This window comes from Shinella sp. AETb1-6 (assembly GCF_009826875.1).
In the GTDB taxonomy this organism is placed as follows: Bacteria; Pseudomonadota; Alphaproteobacteria; order Rhizobiales; family Rhizobiaceae; genus Shinella; species Shinella sumterensis.
In genome coordinates, this window is the sequence record NZ_WUMM01000007.1 from 239,736 (window position 1) to 257,978 (window position 18,243).

Sequence of the window (18,243 nt, forward strand, 5' to 3'; positions counted from 1 at the left end):
CGGTCCTCCCCGGCATTACCCTGCCCGGCGTGGCGAAAGGCTTCGCCACAGGCCGAAGAGGATGGCAAGGCCTGCGCCGGCGATGAACCCGGCCATCAAGCCGGCAGCGAGGATAATGACGCCCCGCGGCGGATAGCTGCGGTGGATCGGCGGCATCGGCTGGGTCACGACACGCACATTGGTCGCATCGATGCGCTGGCGTTGCGCGGCTTCGCTCGCGCGGTTCATGTAGCTTTCGTAAACAGACGCCTTTGCCTGTGCCTCGCGCTCCAGCTGGCGCAGCTGGAGCTGCGCTTCGGATTCCTTGAAGACGACGGACTGGGCGGTGCCGAGCTCGGCATTCAGCCGGTCGTAGGCGCCCTGTGCCTGTTCAAGCTCGGCCTTGCTCGCCTGGACGACGCGCTGGATTTCGGCCTGGATCTGCGACTGGATCGCGTCGGCGCGCGGTTTCAGCGCCAGAAGGCTCGGATGGCGGGGACCGAGAACCGCCGACTGCGAGCGGATCTGCTGCTGGATCAGCGATTGCTGCGTGAGCAGGGCGGTCATCGTTTCCGATTGCGCGCTTGCGGCGTTGAGGCGGCTTTCGGGATCGTTCGAGGTCAGGTCCTTGTGGCGCGCCTGTGCGAGAATGAGCCGTGCGCGCGCATCGATGACCTGGCTGTTGACGCGGGTCGCGCTTGTCGAGCTTGCCAGTTCGCCGGCGCTCGACCGCAGGCCGTTTTCGCGCTTGAAGGTCTCCACCTTGGCTTCGGCCTTTTCCACCTCGACCTTCAGGTCGTCGATGCGGGCCACAAGCGCCTTGGCGGCCCGACCGGCGCCTTCCACCTGGGCATTGCCGAGTTCATCCTGGAAGGATTCGATCAACTTGTTGGCGATCTCGACGGACTTGTCGGGATTACCGCTCCACACACTGAGGCTGACGAGGAAGGAACGTGTGTCGCGCCGGGCATCGATGCGCTTTTCAAGCGCGGCAAGGGCGTTCCGGTCCGCGTCAGATGCGCGGGTTCCGCCGAATTCCGGGTCCTTCGCGAGGTCGAGGCTCGTGACGACGCGTTCGAGGACATTGCCTGATGTGATGAGGCGCAGCTTGCTTTCGACCGCCAGCAGCTGCGAGTCGCGCTGTGCGCTCTGCGAAAAGATGTCGTCCGCCACGACGTTCAGATCCGTCGGCTCGACCAGCAGTTCGGCATAGGTCGTATAGCGTGGCGGCGTGAACTTGAGGAAGGCGACGGCCGCGAGGCCGCCGACAATGACGGCCGCGAGGATGATCAGCTTGTAGGCAAGCAGCCACCCGAAAAGATTGGAGACGGTGAAGAGGTCCAGCCAGCCGGACGTGCCTGCCGTTTCCTCCTCCGGTACATCGCGTTCAGCGGAATAGCCAGGCTGGGCAAGGCTGTAATCGTTCGTGTCGCGGCGTTTCAGATAGTCGCGTGCGCTCACCCGCGGCTTTGACGTGTGAGCGGCGACAGCCGGCGGCGATGCACGCAGCCGCTTCCTGTGTCCCCGGTCCGGGTGATGGTCAGTGTACATCGTCGAGCTCGCAGCGAATCCACGATCGTTTAGAACAAATCAACCTTAACAGCCGATTAAAATGCCACTTCGAAGGGAACTCTGGTGCGCGCAAATCCGGGGGACGTTGCGCGCTGGAGTGTCGCGTTCCGATGCACTGAAACTGAAGGTTTCTTAACTGTAATCCCAGTTTGCCGGCCTCTAACGTCGTGGCGGTCTATCCCATTAACGGGAGTTTCCGATCTTTCCATCTAGGGTTTCGGCGAATTCCACGGAGGCAAACCGTCCTGCGGCCCGCATCATGGGCGCGGGCGAGGGGCCGGGAGCTGATTGAGACGATGAACGCGCCTGTACAACATAGAATGGATTTACCGCTGGCGGTCGACCTGGACGGGACGCTCGTCTCGACGGATATGCTGTGGGAAACCGTCTTCCTCCTCCTCAAGAAGAACCCGCTTTATCTTTTCCTGCTTCCCGTCTGGCTGTGCTCCGGCAAGGCGCGGCTGAAATGGGAGATCGCACGGCGCGTTACCGTGGATGCCAGCCATCTGCCCTATCGCAGGGACTTTCTCGCCTTCCTGCGCCGCGAGCATGCGGCAGGGCGGCAGATCGTGCTGGCGACCGCATCGGCCGAGCCGATCGCCCGGGCCGTCGCGGATGAGTTGAAGATTTTCAGCGCGGTTTATTCGACAAGTGCGGGAAACAACCTGTCCGCCAAACGCAAGGCGTCTGCGCTCTGCGCCGCCTATGGCGAAAAGGGCTTCGACTTCGCCGGCAACGATCGTGCGGATATCCCGGTGTTCGACGTCGCGCGCAGCGCCATCATCGTCGCGCCGGATCCTGCCGCCGACCGCTATCAGCGACGCCACGGCACCCAGCGCTTCGATTCCCACAAGGCGAGCCTGAAGACCTATGTGAAGATGCTGCGGGTGCATCAGTGGCTGAAGAACTTGCTCGTCTTCGCCCCGGCCGTGCTGGCCCATACGATCGCCTATTCGGAAACGATCATCGCCTCCTCCATCGCCTTCCTGGCGTTTTCGTTCTCGGCCTCGGCGATCTATATCCTGAACGATATCATCGACCTGCCGCTCGACCGGCGTCATCCCACCAAGCGCAACCGGCCGTTTGCCTCCGGCGCGCTGTCCATCCCGTTCGGGCTGACCATGTCGGCCTGCCTGCTGCTTGCCGCGGCGTCGCTGTGCCTGCTGCTGCCGGTGGGATTCGCTTTCGTCATCGTGATCTATCTCATCGCCACGACCGCCTATTCGCTGGCGGTGAAGCGGATGCTTCTGATCGACGTTCTGTGCCTCGCCGGCCTCTACAGCCTTCGCCTGCTGGGCGGAAAGGCCGCGACCGAGCTGCCGCTGTCGTTCTGGCTCGTGGCTTTCGCACTGTTCTTCTTCCTCTCGCTCGCCCTCGTCAAACGTTATGTCGAATTGCAGGGCGCGACGGTCGACGAGCGGGACAGGATCGCCGGCCGCGGCTATCGCCCGGAGGATATCCAAGTTGTCGGCCAGAGTGGCGTGGCATCCGCCTTCGCGGCGGCGCTCGTTCTGTCGCTCTATATCCAGTCGCGGGAAATCGCCGAGCTTTATGCGCAGCCGTGGCTCATCTGGCCGATCGTGCCCATCGTCCTCTACATCAATGTGCGTGTGTGGATCCTCGCGCATCGCCGCGAGATGCATGACGATCCCGTCGTGTTCATCGCCACCGACTGGCGCAGCCAGGCCTTTATCGTGCTGGGCGCCTCCCTGCTCCTTGTCGCGAGTTTCATGTGATGCGGGGAGCGTTCGACAGTTTCGGTCGCGTGGACCGGCACGAAAGACAGGGCCTCGCGCTCGATTTCGCGCTGAACGCCTTACGTCGCCCGACGGGCACGCTTCCGAGCCTGCTCGCTTATGGCAACGGCCGCTCCTATGGTGACAGCTGCCACAACGATGCGGGGGCGCTGGTGGCGATGCGCGCGCGCCACGCGATCATCGATTTCGATCCCGCGACGGGCCTCATCAAGGCGGAGGCGGGCGTGAGCCTTGCCGAAATCATCGCGCATGCGGCTCCCTTCGGCTATTTCCTGCCGGTGACACCGGGCACGCGTTTCGTGACGCTGGGCGGCGCGATCGCCAACGACGTGCATGGCAAGAACCACCATGTCCGCGGCACCTTCGGCTGCCATGTCGAGAGCCTGGAGCTTCTGCGCTCCGATGGTGTCGTGCATCATTGCTCGTCTTCGGAGAATTCCGGTCTCTTCGCCGCCACCATCGGCGGAATGGGCCTGACCGGTCTGGTGCTGAGCGCGAAGCTCCGCCTCATGCCCGTCGGCTCGCTCGACATCGAGGAACGGATCACCGCCTTCGCCAATCTCGACGGCTATTTCGATCTGGCCGAGGCCGCCGACGCCGAAAATGAATATGCGGTCGCCTGGGTGGATCAGCTTGCCGCCGGTGCTTCGGCCGGCCGTGGCGTGCTGATCACCGGCAATCACGCGAGAAACGGCAACTTCAAGACGGACGATGGGGTAGCGCGCCTGAGCGTGCCCTTCGACCTGCCGTTTTCCATGCTCAACGGCTTGAGCCTTCGGCTGTTCAACGGCGCCTATTTCCATGCCAAGAAGCGCAAGCAAGCGCCGCATCTCAGCGGTTACGGCGCATTCTTCTACCCGCTCGACGGGATCGGCGACTGGAACCGGCTCTATGGACCGGCCGGTCTCTACCAGCACCAGAGCGTCATTCCCTTCGATGCGGCACGTGCGGTCATTCCGGCGATGCTGGAAGCCAGCCGTACAGCCGGTCATGCCTCGTTCCTGACCGTGCTGAAGCGGTTCGGGGCTGTGCCGTCGCCGGGCCTGATGTCGTTCCCGCGACCCGGCTACACCCTGACGATGGATTTTCCCAATCGCGGTGCCGCGACCCATGCCCTGCTCGAAACCCTCGACCGGATGACGGTCGCGGCCGGCGGACGGGTCAATCCCTACAAGGACGGGCGGATGCGTGCCCAGACCTTCCAGGCCGGTTTCCCGGAATGGGAAGCGCTGGAAAACATGCGCGACCCCGCTTTCTGCTCGGATTTCTGGCGGCGCACCGCGCTGACGCTGAAGGGCCGCGATGATACCGCCGGCTGCAAGGACATATGAGGACACCATGAAGTACATTCCGTTCATCCTGTTCACGGTCATGACCAATGCGGCCGCGCAGCTGCTCCTGAAATACGGCATGATCACGCTCGGCCCGCTCAGCTTCTCCTCGGAATCGCTGATCCAGAAGATTTTCCAGATCGTGTTCAATCCGTGGGTCTTCGCCGGGCTGGCGATGTTCGTGATCTCCATGGCCTCGCATCTCTACGTGCTGTCGAAGGTCGACCTTTCCTTCGCCTATCCGTTCCTCAGCCTTGCCTATGTCGCCGTCGCGCTTTGCGCATGGCTGCTGTTCAAGGAGGAACTGGGCACGCTGAAGATCGCGGGCATCGCCTTCATCTGCGTCGGCACGATCCTGATTGCGCAGAGCGGCAGCAAGCCGGCCGAAGCCGAAACCGCGGCGGCGAGCTACAAGCTCAACAAGACCTGACATCGATCCACAAACAAGAACTCCATCAGATAAGACAGGGATAGGACCATGAAACATATTATTTTCGGCGGTGACGGTTTTGTCGGGCGCTACCTCGCACCTCGCCTCGTGGCCGACGGCCATGAGGTCGTCGTCGCCGACATCGTGAAGAGCGATCTCGCCCATTATCGCGACGTGCGTTTCGTGGAGACCGACGTCACGGACCCGGCGTCCATCGCCAGGCTCGGCATCGGCGCCGACGACATGGTCTACAACCTGTCCGCCAAGATGCTGTCGCCCATCCAGGTGCGCGCCAAGCGCCACGATTTCTTCTTCCCGGTCAACTATTACGGCACCGAGAACATCATCAAGGCGATGGATGCGGCGGGCGCAAAATCGCTCGTGCACTTCACCACCGATATGGTCTACGGCCACACCTATACCTGGCCGCAGACGGAGGATCACCCCTGCGCGCCGCTGGGCGAATACGGGCTCTCCAAGCTCAAGACGGAGGAACTGGCGGCCGCGTGGCGCCAGCGTGGCATGAACATCTCGCTCTTCCGTCCGCGTCTCATCATCGGCCCCGGGCGCCTCGGCATCCTGTCCAAGCTGTTCAAGCTGATCGACAACAATCTTCCGGTGCCGATGATCGGCTCGGGCAAGAATCCCTACCAGTTCATCTCGGTGTTCGACTGCGCGTCGGCCGCGCATGCGGCCTTCAAGGCCGGCGTGCCGAACGAGGTCTACAATCTCGGCTCGCTGAACCCGCCGCCGGTGCGCAAGCTGCTCGGCGACCTGGTCAAGCATGCCGGCTCGAAATCGATCCTGCTGCCGACGCCGGCCTGGGCGGTCAAGCAGGTCCTCAACATGCTGGATCTCGTCAACATGCCGCTGATGGATCCCGAGCAGTACCTCATCGCCGACGAAATGTGCGTTCTCGATGTGTCCAAGGGCGAGCGCGAGCTCGGCTGGGTGCCGCAGTATCGCGACGAGGACATGCTGATCGCCGCCTATACGGAATATCGCAAGAAAATCGGCGGCAGCGTCGAAGCCCATGTCGGCCAGTCCAAAGCGGCCTGAGGAGAGCACCATGAACAGTCAAGTCCGCCTCGCCCACACCGAGGTCTCCACGCCGGTCACGCCGAAGCCCGCCCTTCTTTCCGTCGAGGATGCCAAGGCGCTCGAGCTTGCGAAGATGACGGAGATCTTCACCAGCCATCTCAACCCCGGCCAGCTGCATTTCATGAAGCTGCTCGGTTTCCACAAGATCAAGGTCGAGCGTGCCGACGGCATGTACTACTACGATCAGAATGGCCGGAAGATCCTCGACTTCTTCGGCGGTTTCGGATCGCTGGCCTTCGGCCACAACCATCCGCGCATCGTCGCCGCGCGCCAGGCCTTCCAGAACGAGAAGCGCCACGAGATCGCGATCGCCTTCATGTCGCAATATGCGACCGCACTCGCCCATAACCTTGCCGCCTGCTCGCCGGGCGATCTCGACATGGTGTTCCTCGGCTCGTCCGGTTCGGAGGCCATGGAGGCCGCCATCAAGGTGGCCGAGCGCGCCGCCGGCCCCGCCAGGCCGAAGATCGTCTATGCGACGAACTCCTTCCACGGCAAGACCAAGGGTGTTTTGTCCATCACGGACGGCCAGCTTTACCGCGGCGAATTCAAGCTCGTCGAAAACAATGTGCGCGTGCCCTTCGGCGATATCGAAGCCATCGAGAACGCCTTCCGCTCCGATCCGCAGATCGGCGTGATCGTGCTGGAAACCGTGCAGGGCGGCGGCGGCATCATCCAGGCAGACGAGGCCTTCTGGAAGAAGCTGCGCCAGCTCTGCGACCAGTACGGCGTACTGTGGGTGGCCGACGAGGTCCAGTGCGGTTTCGGCCGCACGGGCAAGTTCTACGCCTTCGAACACTACGGCGTCGTGCCCGACGTCACGGCGCTCGCCAAGTCGCTCGGCGGCGGCAAGGCGGCCGTGGGCGCGATGATCGCCCGCCGCGAAGTCTATATGAAGGCCTATGGCACGCCGAAGACGGCGATGATCCATGCCATGGCCACCTTCGGCGGCATCGGCGAGGCCTGCATCACGTCCATCGAAGCGCTGAATGTGCTTTACGACGAGGGCCTGATCGACAACTCGGCAGAGGTCGGCGACTATCTGCTCGAGCGGCTGCGGGCCTTGCAGGCGCGTTATCCGACGCTCCTCAAGGAGGTGCGCGGCAAGGGCATGATGGTGGGCCTGGAGTTCCACGATTTCTCCCAGGCCATGCCGATGGTCCTGCGTCCGCTGCTTTCCGTGCTGGACGAAAAGCTCAAGGGCTCGCTGCCTGGCTTCATCGGCAGCCACCTGCTGCGCGATCACGGCGTGCTGGTGGCCTTCACGGAGTACAACCGCAACGTCATCCGGCTGGAGCCGCCGCTCATCTGCGAGCGCAGCCATGTGGACGATTTCATCACCGCGCTGGACGAGGTCCTGTCGCGCGGCATCGTCAAGATCGTCCGCGATTTCGTGACGGCGCAGATGAAATAATCGGCAATATTGAGGGGAAGAGAAGGCCGGGGAAACCCGGCCTTTTTTATTGCGCCTGCAGGTCGGGCCGCAGCAGCAGATCCCAGCAGGGCGTGAGCGCGATGACCTTGCGGCCCTGGAGCGCCTGGGCATAGGTGGCCTGCAGATCCCGTCGCGCCCAGGTATAGGGGCAATTCGGCTTCAGCACGCCCGCCGTCGCCTCAATGGCCTGCCGGGTCTGCGGTGTCATCTCGCCGACGGTTCTCGACGGGTCGCGGCCGATCTGGACATGGCGGGTCGGCGTGCGGTTCAGGATCCAGGGGAAGGGGTCGGTGAAGTCGAGCGTCATGACGCTGTCGAGCCGGATGTTGTTCGATGTCTCGAACGTTTCCAGCGCCGCCAGCATCCTGTTTGCCGAGAGCAGCCATTGCAGCTGGTTGTCCGGTTCGGCGTAGTATTGCCAGCCGGGCATCTGCTCGTGCCTGGCAAGGTCCTCGTAGGCCGGTTCGAAGCTGGCAAAGTGGTCATCGAGCATCTCGGCGCGCGCCAGGATGTCATGGCGGGCCGAGACCTGGCCGACATTGCGCAGGCGTGACAGGTCGGGCTGCTCGTAAAGCGGCATCACCGCGACGGCCCTGAGCGTCTTGGCGCCGATGGCCGATGCCGTCGGGATGGTGCAGAAGGCGGCGAGCGCGACGAAGATGACGCGTGTCCGCTTTTGCAGCGGTGCGACGCGGCGATAGATCATCAGCAGGACCGGCCAGATGAAGATGAACTCCTGGCTACCGGTGTTCTGCGTCTCGTAGATCACGCCGCCGGCCATCGCAGCGCAGAACCATACCGTGCTGCTGTCGAGGAGGCGTACGGAGCGGTCACGATGACGCAGATCGAGCCAGGCGAGAAGCACGGCAAGGGCAGCCGCCGGCACGATGACATCGAATTTAGCCGAAACCACCGTGCGGAAGCGCGGCAGGAAGGTGCCTTCGTTGAGCGCGGCGAGTTGCAGGATATCGCGGATATAGGCGGAAACCATTCCGGTGGCGAGCTCAAGCGCTGCGAGCGGCACTGCAAAGGCAACGGCCGCAACAAGGGCGGTCCGCACGGAAAGCCTGCCGGACAGCATGGCGACGACACCGAGCATGCCGCCGACGAGAAAGCCGGTGATCTTGATGGTGAACAGGGCGAGGCCGGCAACAGCGCAGAACAGGGCGAGCCGGCGCCCGTCAGGCAGGAAGAGCAGCCCGCAGGTCAGCACGTAAAGCAGGATGACGCCCTGCCGGTTATAGATGCCGAAGCCGTCCACGCCGGGCAGGGGATGGTAGAACTGCGCATTGGCGGGGAAGGCGGCAAAGGCCAGTGCGGGGATGAGGAGCGCGAAGGCAAGGCCGCGACTGGTCTTCGACACCTCCGCTACGACCACCGCCATCAGGGGGGCGATGACGACGAGGAGCGACCACTGTGCCAAGAGGAGCGGCTGCGCCGCCGGAAAAAGCTTCAGCCCCCATGCGAACAGGTAGTAGCCGAGGGGCCCGACCGGCGCGGCAAAATCGACGCTCGGCATCTGGCCGACGGCAATGCGTTGCGCCGCATCGATATACAGGAACGTGTCCCAGTACATCGGGCCGATGGGCAGCACGAGCCGGATGCAGAGCAGTGCGGCCAGCAGCGCGACGGTCAGCCAGAGCCAGAATGCGGGCGCGCCGAGGGCGCGCAGGATGGCGGAAGGCTGCTGGGCTGTCGGCGTCACGGTCGATCCAATCGTTCTTGGGCAAGGCCGCATCGGGCCCGGCGGAAAGCGAGATGCGAAACTCGCGCGAGTCGACCGACCGTTGCAAGCACTGGCGGTGGTCTTCACGTAAAAAGAAGGCCCGGCGCCTCAGATTCCCGCCAGCGCGGCCGCCGACAGCAACATTGCGCGCGGGCTCTGTCGCGGGCGGTTCAGCATCGTGTCGGCAAGCGAAAGGAAGGCATCGCGATAGCGGTGCGCGCGAAACGCCTGTGCCACGACATAGGCGTTCATGTGGGCCTCTGCCTTGCGGCGCAACTCCGTCAAGCGATCGGGTGCGACGGCCGCAACGATGGCCGGGTCCGTAAAGACCGCATCGATCGCGGGGCTGCAATCGGCATAGGTCAGAAGCTTCTTCATCATGACGCTTGCGGTGTGCACCCGGTAATCGAGCACATAGCAGCCGGGCAGGTAGACGAAGGTCCCGAGCGCGGCCAGCCGGCACCAGCCGTGCCAGTCCTCTGCATAGCGCAGGGTCTCGTCAAAACCGCCGATCGACCGGAACGCTTCCGTTCGCACCAGCATGATGCCGCCATTGACGATGAAGTTGCGGCCAAGCAGCGTCTCCAAGACATGCCCGTCGCTCTTGCGCCGCGCCCGGATCAGGTTGCGGCGGCCGATCTTGGCACCGGTTTCGCTGATGCGCTCGTAGTCGCCATAGACGGCCACCGTGCCCGCGTCGCCCGCACCCTTGTGCAGGGCGGCAATCGCGCCGTCGCGCAGGCGGTCGTCGGCGTCGAGGAACATGGTCCATTCGCCGGTCGCCTGCAAAAGCCCGTCATTGCGCACGGCCGAAACGCCTTGCCGCCCTGAAGAATGGTCGAGCAGCCGGATTCGGGGATCCCTCATCGCCGCCACCTTCGCAGCGGTGCCGTCGGTGGAGCGGTCGTTGATGACGAGGATCTCGCGGACGAGCGGGCCCTGCCGCAGCACGCTCTCGAGCGCTTCTTCGATGTAGCGCTCGCCGTTGCGAACCGGGATGACAATCGAGACGGACGTCAAGGCCTTGCTCCGTAACCGTGGCTCATCGAGCATTCGCATCGCCGGGTTACCATGCTGTAAATACACACGCTGCATTTGTATTCGGTTGCAAAATTCGGGCACGCGGGGATGCGTGTGCCTCACCCGCGATCTGCCTCACCGCGAGTTGAACATGATCTGCCACAGCGCGATGGGGTTCGTCTTCAGGTATCGCGACAAGAGCCGGCGCGGTTCCAGAATGGTGCGGTAGAGCCATTCGAGACCGACATTCTGCATCCAGGCCGGTGCGCGGCTGTTCTTGCCGGAGATGAAGTCGAACAGGCCGCCCGAGGTCTTGATGACGCCGACGCCGGTGAGCTTGTCGATGTTGCGGGCGACGAACTGCTGCTCCAGCGGCACGCCAAGCCCGATCCACAGGATATCGGGCTTCAGCGCGGCGATCTCGGCGACGATGGCCGGTTCCTTGTCGGCGGTGAAGTAGCCGTCACGGGCACCCGCGAAGCGCAGTTTCGGATAGGCCTCCTGAAGGCGCGCGACGGCCGTGCGGTTGACGTCGGGCGTGCCGCCGAGGAAATAGAAGCTGAGCCCGGCCTGTTCGGCCTGCGCGGCGACGCTGTGCACGAGGTCCGTGGTCGCCACGCGTTCCTTCAGCGCCTTGCGGGAAAAGAAGCGCGAGAGCAGCACCATCGGCATCCCGTCTGCATGGATCTGGTCGGCGCCAAGCAGCAGGGCCTTGAATGGCGCATCGCTGCGCGCGAGCGCGATGACCTGACCGTTCGCAGAGGTGGAATAGTAGGGACGCTTGTTGCCGGCGCGCGCCGAAAGCGCGACCTCGACGAACAGGCGCGCGGATTCCTCCAGATCGAGAAGCGTGATCGGCAGACCGCCAATGATCGTGGTCTGGTCGACCCGATCCTGCCGCTCTCCTCCGAGCCCGTCCGTCTCCATTAGGCACACCTCTGACATTGCAACGTCTGCGAAAGCACTGGCACGGCAGGGCATGGGGGTGCAAGCGCGTTCCCTTGTTATTACTAATTTGCGGTGAAGCCCGGGGCCGGGAAGCCCCGGAAAATCGGGGATTCCCGCGCGCGTTGAAGTGGCGTGTATGGCGAGGCGCCCGCTTTTCAGCGCCCTCTGCGCCTCTCGCATGCTTTCCGTCCTATGCTGTGCCTTTGCATTTTCCGGTAACCATATCTTCAAGAGATCGTCGCACTGTCTCGGCCAGGAGAAGGCCATGGCAAAGACGACGAAAAGAAAGAAGCGGACAAGTACGCGGCGAAGTGCAGGCGCGCGCAAGGGCGGCATGGCGCCGTGGTATGTGCTCGGCGCGGCAATCGTCGGCGGCATGCTCTACATGGACAACATGCCTCCGGGCCCCGAGAAGGGGTCTTCGGCGGTTCGCACCGCTTCCATCGAGCGCAAGGACAAGGATAGCCGCAAGGTCGAGCACCGCGAAGCTGCCTTGCCGCGCCCCAAGCTGGCCGTCGGAGAGAAAAAAGCGGAAGCCGTGCCGATGCCGGAGGCGCTTCCGGCATTCTCCGGCAAATGGTTCATCTGCACCACGCAGACCGATTACTGCGTGCTGGACGGCAGCACCATCCTCTATGCCGGCCGCAAGGTGCGGCTTGCCGATATCGATGTGCCGGCCATCGACAAGGCACGCTGCGAGGCCGAGCGTTTGCGAGGCGGGGACGCCAAGCTGCGCCTGCGGGAAATCCTCAACGAGGGCAACGTGACGCTCGTCGCCGCCCGCGGCGCGGGCGCGGGAAAAACCGGGGCTGCACCGCATCTCGTGCTGCGCGGCGGCCAGTCGGTCGGCCACCGGCTTGTCAGCGAGGGGCTGGCAAGGCCATGGAACGGACAGCACCAATCCTGGTGCGGCTGAGGGCTTTTTGCCTTGCCTCTCCTGTGCCTTTCCGGCACAAGCCATGCGCAAGCCTGCGTTCCTATACTTTCCGTTAACCGGGATGGTGCCGGCTGGAATGGGGACAAATGATATGTCGAACGACCTCGAACACTACAGCGATCCGGACAATACGGCGGTCGCGCTCTTCCTCCTCGAAAACGAGGCCGATGAATTGACGGATATTCTGGTGGCCGCGCTCAGCGAGGCCTTCCGGATCCTCGAGGACGAAATCTCGCCCGCAACGGTGCACTGACCGCCGGCACGAAAAAGGGGCCCGCAGGCCCCTTCCGAATCATCTCGACGACATTAGCTGGCGGCGACGTTCTGGCGCTGCACGCCGAGGCCCGCAATGGCAACTTCCATCGTATCGCCGGGCTTGAGATAACGCGGCGGCTTCATGCCCATGCCGACGCCCGGAGGGGTGCCCGTCGTGATGATGTCGCCGGGCTCCAGGATCATGAACTGCGAAATGTAATGGACGAGGAACGGCACCTTGAAGACCATGGTGCTTGAAGAACCGTCCTGCACCCGTTCGCCGTTGACGCTCAGCGCCATGGCAAGATCGCTCGTGTCCACCTCGTCGGTCGTCACCAGCCATGGGCCGATCGGCCCGAAGGTCGGGCAGCCCTTCCCCTTGGTCCACTGGCCGCCGCGCTCGGTCTGGAAGGCGCGTTCCGAAACATCGTTGCAGATGCAGTAGCCTGCCACATAGTTCAGCGCGTCCGCTTCCGACACGTAGGAGGCGCGCTCTCCGATGACGACGGCAAGCTCGACCTCCCAATCGGTCTTTTCCGAGCCGCGCGGAATGAGGACCGTGTCGTCGGGGCCGACGATGCAGGAGGGGGCCTTGTTGAAAAGCACGGGTTCGCTTGGCACGGCCATGCCGCTTTCGGCGGCGTGGTCGGCATAGTTGAGGCCGACGGCGACGAAATTGCCGACGCGGCCCACGCAGGGTCCGAAGCGGCTTCCTTCCGGCGCGAGCGGAAGGCTTGCAGGATCGATTGCACGCAGACGCGCAAGGCTTTCGCGGCCGAGGACCGCGCCGGCGAGATCGGGAACGACGCCCGAAAGGTCGCGGATCTTGCCGTCCGCATCGATGATGCCGGGCTTTTCCGCGCCCGCCGCGCCAAAGCGCACCAGTTTCATGACGATCTCCCTTGATTGCCGGCCCTGCCGATTTCGATTGCGGACACCATCCCCGCTGCCGTACATCAAGTCAACGATTTTCGAAAATCCTTCGGATTTTGCACAGGAGGTGTCGATGACGCAGAATCGGGACGGGGCGGGTACGCGCGCCGGCGATGCCTATGATGCCATTCGGCAGGCGATCCGCACCGGGCATTTCGGTCCCGGCGAACGCCTGCGGTTCTCGTCGCTCCAGGCCTTGTGCGGCATGAGCGTGACGCCGGTCCGCGAGGCCCTGGCGCGGTTGACGGCGGAAGGCTTCACCGTGCTGGACGATCATCGCGGCTACAGCGTCGCGCGTCTGTCGCTTGCCGAGCTGCGCGACATCACGGCGACCAGGCAATTGTGCGAGGGCGAGGCGTTGCGGCTTGCGGTGATGAAGGGCGATGCGGACTGGGAAGCGCGTGTCGTGGCCGCGCACCATCTTCTGGCGCGCATTCCGCAGGGTCGGGAGGGCATGCCCTCGGTCATGCGCGAGGACTGGGAGGCGCGGCATGGTGCGTTCCACGCCGCGCTGATCTCGGCCTGCGGTTCGCCGACCTTGCTGGAAATCTGCGGGAAACTGTCGTTACAGGCCGACCGCTACCGCCGCATGTCCGTCAGCGTGTCGGGCGCGGCGCGGGATGTGCTGGGAGAGCATCGCGAGTTGCTGGAGCGCGCGCTTGCGCGGGATACGGACGGTGCCGCGGAAGCGCTTCGCGAGCATTACGGCAGAACCGCCGCGATGCTCGCGAATTTCTTCGAGCCCTGATCGCCTACTTGCTTGCGACCGTTGCTGGTGCTGCGCCGATCTCCGCGCCGCCGCCGATCGCCACGTTGAGGGCGACGTAGTCGCGGGCCAGCTGGCGGATTGCGGATGCAAGCGACAGACGGGCCGAGGCCACGTTGCGTTCGGCATCGAGCACATCGAGGATGGTGCTGGCGCCGCCGCGATAGCTTTCGCGGGCGAGGTTCAGCGTCTGCTCGTAGGAATTGACCACCTTGCGCAGGGCGGCGACCGTCTGGCCGTCGCGAATGAGCGCGGTCTGGGCGTTCTCGACTTCTTCGACCGCGTTCAGCACCGTGGACTTCCAGGTCAGGTACTGCTGTTCCGCATTCGAGCGCGCGGCCTTCACCTGCGCCTTGAGCGCGCCGCCGTTCAGGATCGGCAGGCTCAGCGAGGGGCCGAACGACCAGTTCGAAACGCTGCCGGTCACGAGGTTGAAGTTGCGGGACGCGCCGATCGAGCCGCCGAGCTCGATGCTCGGGTAAAGCTGCGCTTCGGCCACGCCGATTTCGGCCGTCGCGGCCTGCAGGCGGCGTTCGGCGGCACGAATGTCCGGGCGGTTGCGGATCAGGTCGGCCGGAATGCCGACGCGGGTCGAATAACGCGGCATCGGCTGGGCGGAGCCCTTGATCAGGCTGGCCGTGATCGTGCTGGCGGGAACGCCGAGAAGGGTCGCGATATGGTTGGCGGACTGATGGAAGCCGGTTTCGAGGCCGGGCAACTCGGCGAGCGTCTGGTTGACGAGGCCTTCGGTCTGCAGCACGTCGAGGCTGGAAGCCGCACCCGCTTCCTTGATTTCGTTGGTCAGCTTGAGCGTCTCGCGGCGCGACTCAAGGTTCTTGCGGTTGAGCGCCAGCGCCTCCTGATAATAGCGCGCGTTCACATAGCTCGACACGAGATCGGAGAGATAGGCGAGGCGCGCGACGTTCACGTCGTCATAGGCCGCATCGAGCGAGGCGGTCGCGGCTTCCTTCGAGCGGCGATACTGGCCGAAGAAGTCGAGCAGCCAGGATGCGCTCAGGCCCCCGCTGATGGACTTCGTTTCCGAATGGTCGTTGCCGGTGGTGCGGCGCAGATAGCTGCCGTCCTGACCGCCTACGTTGCCTTCGGCCGACGCGCCGAGGCTCGGCAGGGCGCCGGCGCCCGCGATGACGACGTTCGCTTCGGCGGCCGTGATTCGCTCGAGCGCCTGGCGGACCGAAAGGTTCTCGGCGAGGCCCTGGTGCACGAGGTCGTTCAGGCGCCGGTCACGGAAGGATTCCCACCAGGGGTTCAGCGTGACGTTTTCGGCGCTGGCTGCCTTGCTCTCGGAGAATTTGGCCGGCAGCACGGCATCCGGCTTCTGGTAATCCGGACCGACGACACAGCCGGACAAGAGAATCATGCTCAGCGGAAAAAACGCTCTGGTGAAATTCATTGCCACACTACCCTGCCGGCCATCTCGGCTTATCTTAACGGAACGGATTGCTGATTCATCCTTTATTTATAATTGGCTCGAAGATCGAGCCTCCTTTCAAAAAAAGAATGGTCCCACAGCGTTTTTCCCCCGCTTCGCAAGGGCTGTGTGTCCGCCCTGCAACGACTAAGGAGGATTTTATACGCGCCTCGCGAAAGTTGACAAGCCGCGTGACGCCGCTGGGTTGCGTCATCGATATGCCCGCCAATTTTCGTCTTTGTGACATATTTTTCTGCATAATGCTGCGAGCGCGAACATTATTTTGTGTTTCGCGTTGTCTCGTGGATTCGATGGTATTTTTTTTCAAAATGCTGCGAATTTCCTTGACAGGAGCCACACCGACGATTAACTATCGCAGCATCGCATGAGGGCCGCATGCTGTTTTGATCCGGTCCGCCTCTGACATCCGGTTTGGGTGTCGGCGCCAACCAAAGGGAGTGTGTCATGTACGATATCGAATGCATCGCCTCCGTGCGCGTGGCGAGCTCCTGTCGTGAAACGATTACAGGGAAAGTGCATACGGCGTTCTGCCGAATGTGATCCGAGTACCCTCTTCGAATTCATCGCAAAGAGAATTGGCTGTGCCTCCGGTACGGCAGGAGTTGTTATGCAAAAGCAGGTTATCGAAATCGGTGGTGAAGCCGTCGGCGTCGTCGTTCCGGATGAGGATCGGCTGAAGTTCGTTGCCGTCAAGTATTCCGTCTGGGATCTGGATTCCCAGCGTTTTTCCTCGGCAGAAGAAGTGCGAGCGGCGATCCGCCGCCTCCTCAGCAATCCATCTGCCGCCACCCGGGCACTGCCGCCGGAACGAATCGCGGCTGCCTGAGCGATCCATATCGGATGGACCGGCACTGTCTTGTGTCGGTTGACGACCGGCCTCGTTTATCGCGAGGCCGGTCTCTTTTTGTGAACAATGCATTCACCGTCACTCGGCTGGCGCGACCCGGCAAATCCTGATTTTCTCACCGTGAAAGGAGGTGCCCCATGACCAGCGGCATCCATCACATCACGGCGATCACCCGGAAAATCCAGGAGAACGTCGATTTTTATGCGGGGTTTCTCGGCCTCAGGCTCGTCAAGCGGACGGCCGGTTACGAGGACGCCGACCAGCTTCATCTCTTCTATGGCGACGCGGCCGCAAGCCCCGGCTCGCTGATCACGTTCCTGGCGTGGGAGGACGGTTCTCCCGGCCGGGTCGGGCTCGGCCAGCCTTCGGAGATCGCGTTTTCGATCAAGCCGGAGGCCATCGGCTTCTGGCTGACGCGCGCGCTTCGCTACAATGTGGCGATGACCGGTCCCGTGCAGGAATTCGGCGAAGCCGTGCTGCGCCTGAAGGATCCCGACGGCATCATCGTCAAGCTTGTCGGCGAGGCGGATGTCGAGGGGCCGGCCCCGCATGTCTTGAAAGACATCGCAGCGGCGGACGCGATCCAGCGTGTCAGGGGTGCAACCATCCTGTCGGAGGCGCCGGCGGCGACGGCCGACTTCATTCAGCGCCATTTCGGTTTCCGCAAGGTCGCCGACGCGAACGGCATCCTGCGGCTGGCCGGTGACGCCGGCGATATCCTGGATATCCGCGATGCGAGCGGTTTCTGGACGTCGGCGCCAGGCACGGGGACCATCGACCATATCGCGCTGCGCGCACCCGATCGCGCCGCGGTGGAAGCCGTGGCCGGCCGGCTGGCGAACGAAGATGCGGGCGACACCAACATGCACGACCGCACCTACTTCTATTCGCTCTATGTCCGCGAGCCGGGCGGTTCGCTCCTCGAATACGCGACCGATGGTCCGGGCATGACGGTGGATGAACCGCTTGAGACACTCGGCACACGACTGTTCGTGCCGAGGCATTTCCGCGCCGACCCGGAGGATGTCCGGGCTCGGCTTCCGCAATTTTCACTGCCGGGAGAAGAAAGAATGCGTGAAAGAGACCTTCCCTTCGCCCATCGGGTACACAATCCGGAAAATCCCGATGGCACCGCCGTCGTGCTGCTGCACGGCACGGGCGGCAACGAAACGAGCCTTCTGCCCTTCGGTGCGCGGCTCGCACCGGGCGCCGTGCTGCTGAGCCCCCGCGGCCGCAGCGCCGATGAGGGCTATCCGCGGTTCTTCCGCCGCCTGACCGCCGTCACCTTCGACCAGAAGGACATCGTTCAGGAGGCGGAAGCCTTCGCGGCCTTCATGGAGGGGGCGAATGCCGCCTATGGGCTGAACCCGGACAAGACGCTGTTCGTAGGCTATTCGAATGGTGCCAACATGATCGGCGCCGTGATGCTCCTGCATCCGGGCCTCATCCGCAACGCGGTGCTGCTGCGTGGCATGAATGTGCTGGAAACCGTGCCGAAGGCCGATCTATCGGGCGCCAACGTCCTGATGATTACCGGCCAGTCGGATCCCTACGGCCGCTATGCGGGGGACCTGGAGGCGCATTTGAAGGCCGCAGGCGCAACGGTGGAAAACACCTTGCTTGGCGCCGGCCATGATATCGGCGCCGCCGATCTCGAACTGGCGAAGGCCTACAAGGAACGCGTCATCGGCTGATACCGGACGTAGAAACGGAAAGGGGCGTGTCGCAGGACACGCCCCTTTTCGATTCGGTG

16 protein-coding genes are annotated in these 18,243 nt (G+C 63.6%); 10 read left to right on the forward strand and 6 right to left on the reverse strand.

Translation table 11 applies throughout. The features are described from left to right. Positions 1 to 15 precede the first annotated feature (15 nt). A complete protein-coding gene (locus GR158_RS14955) occupies positions 16 to 1,530 on the reverse strand; it encodes a GumC family protein (RefSeq protein WP_160871609.1) in 1,515 nt (504 codons plus the stop codon). A 317-nt stretch (positions 1,531 to 1,847) separates the two neighbouring features. Here GR158_RS14955 and GR158_RS14960 point away from each other — a divergent pair, with 317 nt between their 5' ends. The 5 genes from GR158_RS14960 to GR158_RS14980 are packed head-to-tail and all read left to right on the forward strand — an operon-like array spanning position 1,848 to position 7,584. Beyond that, positions 1,848 to 3,287 (forward strand): UbiA family prenyltransferase, encoded by a 1,440-nt coding sequence (locus GR158_RS14960; RefSeq protein WP_160871610.1) that lies wholly within the window; start codon positions 1,848 to 1,850, stop codon positions 3,285 to 3,287. After that, positions 3,287 to 4,639, forward strand: a complete 1,353-nt coding sequence (locus GR158_RS14965; RefSeq protein WP_160871611.1) for an FAD-binding oxidoreductase — start codon at positions 3,287 to 3,289, stop codon at positions 4,637 to 4,639. Before GR158_RS14960 ends, GR158_RS14965 begins: the two co-directional genes overlap by 1 nt. A 7-nt stretch (positions 4,640 to 4,646) precedes the next feature. Then, a complete protein-coding gene (locus GR158_RS14970) occupies positions 4,647 to 5,069 on the forward strand; it encodes an EamA family transporter (RefSeq protein ID WP_134650604.1) in 423 nt (140 codons plus the stop codon). A gap of 48 nt (positions 5,070 to 5,117) precedes the next feature. Beyond that, complete coding sequence (locus GR158_RS14975) at positions 5,118 to 6,128, forward strand: NAD(P)-dependent oxidoreductase (RefSeq protein WP_134650605.1); 1,011 nt, start codon at positions 5,118 to 5,120, stop codon at positions 6,126 to 6,128. A 10-nt stretch (positions 6,129 to 6,138) separates the two neighbouring features. After that, on the forward strand, positions 6,139 to 7,584 hold the full coding sequence (locus GR158_RS14980; protein WP_134650606.1) for an aspartate aminotransferase family protein: 1,446 nt from the start codon (positions 6,139 to 6,141) through the stop codon (positions 7,582 to 7,584). A gap of 46 nt (positions 7,585 to 7,630) precedes the next feature. Here the strand turns inward: GR158_RS14980 and GR158_RS14985 are convergent, their stop codons facing one another. The 3 genes from GR158_RS14985 to GR158_RS14995 form a co-directional block, all read right to left on the reverse strand. Next, positions 7,631 to 9,310 carry a hypothetical protein gene (locus GR158_RS14985; RefSeq protein WP_371731654.1) on the reverse strand — a complete coding sequence of 560 codons (1,680 nt, stop codon included), beginning with the start codon at positions 9,308 to 9,310 and terminating at the stop codon, positions 7,631 to 7,633. A 129-nt stretch (positions 9,311 to 9,439) separates the two neighbouring features. After that, on the reverse strand, positions 9,440 to 10,384 hold the full coding sequence (locus tag GR158_RS14990; RefSeq protein WP_160871613.1) for a glycosyltransferase: 945 nt from the start codon (positions 10,382 to 10,384) through the stop codon (positions 9,440 to 9,442). Positions 10,385 to 10,486: 102 nt separating this feature from the next. After that, positions 10,487 to 11,278, reverse strand: a complete 792-nt coding sequence (locus tag GR158_RS14995; RefSeq protein ID WP_160871614.1) for a WecB/TagA/CpsF family glycosyltransferase — start codon at positions 11,276 to 11,278, stop codon at positions 10,487 to 10,489. Positions 11,279 to 11,564: 286 nt separating this feature from the next. Between GR158_RS14995 and GR158_RS15000 the strand changes: the two genes are divergently transcribed. Continuing rightward, positions 11,565 to 12,215, forward strand: a complete 651-nt coding sequence (locus GR158_RS15000) for a hypothetical protein (protein WP_134650609.1) — start codon at positions 11,565 to 11,567, stop codon at positions 12,213 to 12,215. Positions 12,216 to 12,327: 112 nt separating this feature from the next. Beyond that, on the forward strand, positions 12,328 to 12,489 hold the full coding sequence (locus GR158_RS25160; protein WP_202402287.1) for a hypothetical protein: 162 nt from the start codon (positions 12,328 to 12,330) through the stop codon (positions 12,487 to 12,489). Between the two features lie 53 nt (positions 12,490 to 12,542). Here the strand turns inward: GR158_RS25160 and GR158_RS15005 are convergent, their stop codons facing one another. Further along, entirely contained in the window at positions 12,543 to 13,382 is an 840-nt protein-coding gene (locus GR158_RS15005; protein ID WP_160871615.1) for a fumarylacetoacetate hydrolase family protein, read from the reverse strand. A gap of 115 nt (positions 13,383 to 13,497) precedes the next feature. On the opposite strand from GR158_RS15005, the gene GR158_RS15010 reads away from it, so the two are divergent. Further along, positions 13,498 to 14,172 carry a GntR family transcriptional regulator gene (locus GR158_RS15010; protein WP_160871616.1) on the forward strand — a complete coding sequence of 225 codons (675 nt, stop codon included), beginning with the start codon at positions 13,498 to 13,500 and terminating at the stop codon, positions 14,170 to 14,172. Between the two features lie 4 nt (positions 14,173 to 14,176). Here GR158_RS15010 and GR158_RS15015 read toward each other — a convergent pair whose 3' ends face one another. Next, positions 14,177 to 15,604, reverse strand: a complete 1,428-nt coding sequence (locus tag GR158_RS15015; protein ID WP_134650612.1) for an efflux transporter outer membrane subunit — start codon at positions 15,602 to 15,604, stop codon at positions 14,177 to 14,179. Between the two features lie 646 nt (positions 15,605 to 16,250). Between GR158_RS15015 and GR158_RS15020 the strand changes: the two genes are divergently transcribed. Together GR158_RS15020 and GR158_RS15025 are read left to right on the forward strand one after the other, a co-directional pair. Next, positions 16,251 to 16,469, forward strand: a complete 219-nt coding sequence (locus tag GR158_RS15020) for a hypothetical protein (RefSeq protein ID WP_134650613.1) — start codon at positions 16,251 to 16,253, stop codon at positions 16,467 to 16,469. 158 nt (positions 16,470 to 16,627) lie between these two features. Beyond that, on the forward strand, positions 16,628 to 18,184 hold the full coding sequence (locus GR158_RS15025) for a VOC family protein (RefSeq protein ID WP_160871617.1): 1,557 nt from the start codon (positions 16,628 to 16,630) through the stop codon (positions 18,182 to 18,184). Positions 18,185 to 18,243 lie beyond the last annotated feature (59 nt).